At 65.1% G+C, this 5,067-nt stretch carries 3 protein-coding genes and 1 pseudogene; 2 read left to right on the top strand and 2 right to left on the bottom strand.

All coding sequences use genetic code 11. The features are described 5' to 3' along the window. Positions 1-97 precede the first annotated feature (97 nt). Both IRZ12_RS15365 and IRZ12_RS15360 read right to left on the bottom strand, forming a co-directional pair. Positions 98-211 (bottom strand): annotated as a pseudogene (locus IRZ12_RS15365) (hypothetical protein); the annotation flags it as partial. Positions 212-554: 343 nt separating this feature from the next. Next, the gene (locus IRZ12_RS15360) at positions 555-1,664 is read right to left on the bottom strand and encodes a glycosyltransferase (protein ID WP_296470193.1); all 1,110 of its coding nucleotides are present in this window, start codon (positions 1,662-1,664) and stop codon (positions 555-557) included. Positions 1,665-2,045: 381 nt separating this feature from the next. Here IRZ12_RS15360 and IRZ12_RS15355 point away from each other — a divergent pair, with 381 nt between their 5' ends. After that, entirely contained in the window at positions 2,046-3,452 is a 1,407-nt protein-coding gene (locus IRZ12_RS15355) for a phosphomannomutase/phosphoglucomutase (RefSeq protein WP_296470190.1), read from the top strand. Positions 3,453-3,528: 76 nt separating this feature from the next. Beyond that, the coding region (pgi, locus tag IRZ12_RS15350) for a glucose-6-phosphate isomerase (protein WP_296470195.1) at positions 3,529-5,067 on the top strand (1,539 nt) is incomplete at its 3' end.

Below are 5,067 nucleotides of genomic sequence, written 5' to 3'. Positions count from 1 at the left end.
TACCTCAATGTGCTTCGTTTCCAACGATGGCCTCCTTGCGAACGAGGGGGTCAGTTCCTCGTGTCGCTAGGGGGTCAATTTACGGTGTCGCCTGACACACTTGGCCCGCGGCATGCCCCAAGTGAAGCGCGAATGCCGGGTTGATGACCGGCCCGCCTACTTTGCCCCGTATGCCGTCGGTCCCGAAATATTGGGTGTGTACTGCAGCCATGATTGTTTTCCGCGATTCTTGTTACTGCTTCACGTGCGGCCAATGGGAAAGCGAACGCTCCGCTGCCGGGCGCCCGCTTCAACGTGCCGCCATGATTCCCCATTTCGGCTGAGGCTGGTATCTGCCTTTTAGCCGGTTGCAATCCATAAGGGCGCCAGCATAGGGCTGGAAGCATGACGCCCTGATGTAGCTATGTAACGAATTGCGGAAAAATTCGCATGAAATAGCCCTCTGAACAGTATGGATAGCGCCATTTCCCCAGGGGTTGTTAATTTTACAATAAGTTACATTGTTTTAAGAATGTATTTTTTTGTGCGGTATTTGCATCACTTTGACTATCGCCCTAGCGGTTTCGATTGTCGGTGTATTTGCGCAGCACGAGCCAGCGGGGCGTGCGAAAGCGCACAATGGCGGTGTACAGCCAGAGGTACACCGCGACGAAGACGGCGAGGAAGCCCACCAGCACGAACTTCTGGTGCCAGAAGGCGGTAGCCGGCACGATGGCGAGCAGGCTGAGTGCCCACAGGTAGGGGGAGGTGCTGGCGTTGCGCCGCAGGAGTAGCCGCGCGTTGCGCGAGCCGACCGCCCAGCGGATGACGCGCTTGTAGATCAGCATGTGCAGGTGGATGCCGTCCGGCAGGCTGGGCGACATGCCGCGGAGATATTTCTTTCGATATATGGAGAAGAGCGTCTCGAAGATGGGGTAAATGAAGAGCAGGGCGGGATACCAGGCCGAGACCTGCGGGTTGCGCGCCACGAGCAGGATGCCGAGCTCGGCCAGCATGAAGCCGAGGAAGTAGGCGCCACCATCCCCCAGGAAGATGAAGCCGTAGGGATAGTTCCAGACCAAAAAGCCCAGGATGGCCCCGATCATGATGAGCGCGCCGCCAAGCACGAGCGGGTCCCCCACCTTGAAGGCGACGTAGCCGAGCGAGGCGAACATGGCCATGGCCGCCGCCGCCGCGAGGCCGTTGAAGCCATCGATGATGTTGACGGCATTGACCAGCGCTGCCACGCACACCACGGCCGCAAGGCCGCCGGCCAGCGGCAGGGCGAGCCACGCATCCACCAGCGGCACGTCCACCCTGACCAGGCTGGCATCGAGTACGACGGCGCCCAGCGCGCCGCCTGCCAGCGCGCACAGCAGCCGCACCGTGGGGCTGATGCGCTGGGTGAAGTCTTCCGCGAGGCCAATGCCGAACACCACGGCCGAACAGGCCAGGAGGAGCGCCAGGTGCTTGGCGAGAGGCAGGTCGCGCGCCGTCAGCATCCCGACGGCCAGGCAGCAGCCGAGCAGGATGCCCACGCCGCCTATGCGGGGCACCGGCCGGACGTGGAATTTTTGGACGCCGGAGAGATCGCGGTCCGCTGCGGCGCTGTGGCGATGGCTCACGCGGACGATGAAGAGGGTGGCAAGAAAAGAAACGATGAAACTGATCGTCAGGTTCAGCATGTGCACTCGTGCGGATGGAGCCAGTGCGAGGCTAGGAGGAAGCAAGACAGCATCGCTATCGAATTGTGTATATACGACCGTGCGTCCAATGTCACGTATACGGTGCCAGGGTTTGGCGCTTGAGTGGTGTCATTTGCGTGTGTGGCGTAACGCAGCGTTACGCCGGCGGGGTATCCCGTCTTCTCTGCTGTCAACTTCATCTATAGTCCTAGTTAACTTGTCCGACTCGTGCTGCGCTCACGCGCCTGGGATACTTGGGGCATGCGACCGGCTATGTCTTTGTGTATTACCATCTGCACGATTTGACGAAGACATAGAGTGGGTTCAGCCTTTTGGAGCTGTCCGCTCGGATGAATATCAAAGCCAACCCAGGAGTTTTGCGTGGGGACTAACCTTTCCTCTTCCGCTATCGACATTGCCGCTTCCGCCTTCAAGGCGTATGACATCCGCGGCGTCGTCCCCTCACCCTTGAGTCCGGAATTCGCGCGTCGCCTGGGCGGCGCGTTGGCGTTGGCGGCGCGGCGCGCGGGCGTGAAGGAAGTCGTCGTCGGCCGGGACGGGCGCCTGAGCGGTCCGGATTTGGCCGAGGCGCTGCAGGCGGGCCTGTTGGCCGGGGGCGTGGACGTGCTGGACATCGGCATGGTGCCGACGCCCTTGGTCTATTACGCCGCCCACGTGAGCGGCACCGGCTCGGGCGTGGCCATTACCGGCAGCCACAACCCGCCGCAGTACAACGGCTTCAAGATGATGATGGCGGGCACGACGCTCTATGGCGATGCCATCACGGCGCTGCGCGAGCCGATGCTCAAGGGCGAGGGCATGGATGCCGCGACGCCCGGCACGCGCAAGGAATGGAACGTGACGCCGGATTACCTGCAGCGCATCGTGGGCGACGTGAAGCTCTCGCGCAAGATGAAGATCGCGGTCGATGCTGGCAACGGCGTGGCCGGCCCGACGGCGGTGCAGCTTTTCAAGGCGCTGGGCTGCGAGGTGGTCGAGCTGTATTGCGACGTGGACGGCAATTTCCCCAACCACCATCCGGACCCGGCCGACCCGCACAACCTTGAGGATTTGGTCCGGTGCCTGGCCGAGACCGATTGCGAGATCGGCCTGGCCTTCGACGGCGACGGCGACCGCCTGGGCGTGGTGACCAAGTCCGGGCAGATCGTCTGGCCCGACCGCCAATTGATCCTGTTCGCGCGCGACGTGCTGGCCCGCAACCCGGGCGCCGAGATCATCTACGACGTCAAGTGCAGCCGCTACGTGGCGCAGGAAGTCGCTGCCGCGGGCGGCAAGCCCCTGATGTGGAAGACCGGGCATTCCCTGGTCAAGGCCAAGCTCAAGGAAACCGGCGCCCCCTTGGCGGGCGAGATGAGTGGCCATATTTTCTTCAAGGAGCGGTGGTACGGCTTCGACGACGGGCTCTATACCGGCGCGCGGCTGCTCGAGATCCTCTCGCGCTCGGACGACCCCTCGGCGGTGCTCGAGGCCTTGCCGCAAGCCAAGTCCACGCCCGAGCTCAAGCTGGAGACCGCCGAAGGCGAGCAGTTCGAAGTGGTCAAGCGCCTGCAGCAGCAAGGGCAGTTCACGGGCGCCCGGGAGGTGATCACTATCGACGGCGTGCGGGTGGAGTACGCCGATGGCTTCGGGTTGGCCCGGCCTTCCAACACCACGCCCGTGGTGGTGTTGCGTTTCGAGGCGGACGACGACGCGGCGCTGGCGCGCATCCAAGAGGATTTCCGCACGCAGCTGCTGCGCGTCGCTCCTGATGCCAAGTTGCCGTTCTGAGTCTGAGAAGGAGGTATCGACATTGTTGAAAGGCGCCCCCGCATATCTGTCGCAAGCCTTGACGCCGCTTGCCGATATGGCGGCCTGGAAAGCGTTTGTCGAAGCCGCCCTGCGCGCGGACCGCAAGGCGGGCTCCCTGCGGGTGCTCGAGGCCGCGGGCCTGGCGGTGGACCTGAGCATGCAGGCGCAGTCGCCGGAGTTGCTGGCGGCAGGCGCCGCCTTGCTTGCTGAACGGGATTTCGGCGCCTGGCGCGAACGCCTGTTGGAAGGCGGGATCGCGAACTGTACCGAGAACCGCGCCGCCTGGCACACGGCCCTGCGCGCGGAAGACCCGCCGGGGCGCGTGGCCGCGCGCGTGCTGGCCGAGCGCGACCGCGTGCGCAATTTCGTGCGCCACATCGATGCCCAGGCGCGCTACGACGCCGTGGTGCACATCGGCATCGGCGGCAGCGATTGGGGCCCGAAGCTCGTGGTCTCGGCCATCGGCTATGCCGGCACGCGGCGGCAGATGCGCTTCGTCTCCAACATCGACGGCCATGCCATCGAGGCGGGCCTGCTCGGCCTCGATCCGCAGCGCACGTTGGTGGTGGTGTCGTCCAAGTCGTTCAACACGGTCGAGACGCTGAACAACGCGCAGTGCGCCTTGCGCTGGCTGCGCGAAGGCGGCGTGGCCGACCCGTGGGCCCAGGTCGTGGCCATTACGGCCAACCCGGAGGCCGCCAAGCAGATGGGCGTGGCGCCGGACCAGATCTTCACCTTCTGGGACTGGGCGGGTGGCCGCTACTCGGTGTGGTCGGCCATCGGCTTGCCCATTGCGCTGGCGCTGGGCGCCGAGGCGCTCGATGCGTTCCTGCAAGGCGCGGCGGCGATGGACGTGCATTTCGCGCAGGCGCCGCTCGAGCGCAATGCGCCGGTGCAGCTCGCGCTGGCGGGCATCGCCAACCGCAACGTGTTCGGCTATCCCTCGCTCAATATCGCGCCCTACGATGCGCGCCTGGCGCACCTGGTGCCGTACCTGCAGCAGCTGGAGATGGAATCGCTCGGCAAGTCCGTGGATTTGCACGGCCGGCCCGTGTCGCTGCCCACGGGCCCCATCGTCTGGGGCATGCCAGGCACGGACGGGCAGCACACGTTTTTCCAGTGGCTGCACCAGGGGCCGGAAGGCGCGCCGGTGGATTTCATCCTCTGCCGCGAGCCGGACCATCCCTATCCCGAGCATCATCGCCTGCTGGTGGCGAACTGCCTGGCGCAGCGCGAAGCGCTATTGCGCGGCAAGCCCGCTTCCGTGCTGGAGGAAGCGCTCACGGCGCAGGGCGAGGACCCCGAGCGCGCCGCCTGGCTCGCGCGCCACAAGGCCCATCCGGGCGGCCGGCCGTCCACCCTTATCGTGCTGCCGCGCTTGACCCCGCATTCGCTGGGCGCCTTGCTGGCGCTGTACGAGCACAAGGTGTTCGTGCAAAGCGTGGTCTGGGGCATCAACCCCTTCGACCAATGGGGCGTGGAGTACGGCAAGGCCCTGGCGCGGGGCATAGGGGAAGAGTTCGCCGGCAAGGCGTCGACCAGCGCGCGCGACCCGTCCACCGCGTACTGGGTGGAGGCCTGGCAGGGCGGGCGT

It is taken from the genome of Pigmentiphaga sp. (assembly GCF_019689535.1).
Taxonomy (GTDB): Bacteria; Pseudomonadota; Gammaproteobacteria; order Burkholderiales; family Burkholderiaceae_B; genus Pigmentiphaga.
This window is presented reverse-complemented; position numbering and strand designations above follow the sequence as displayed.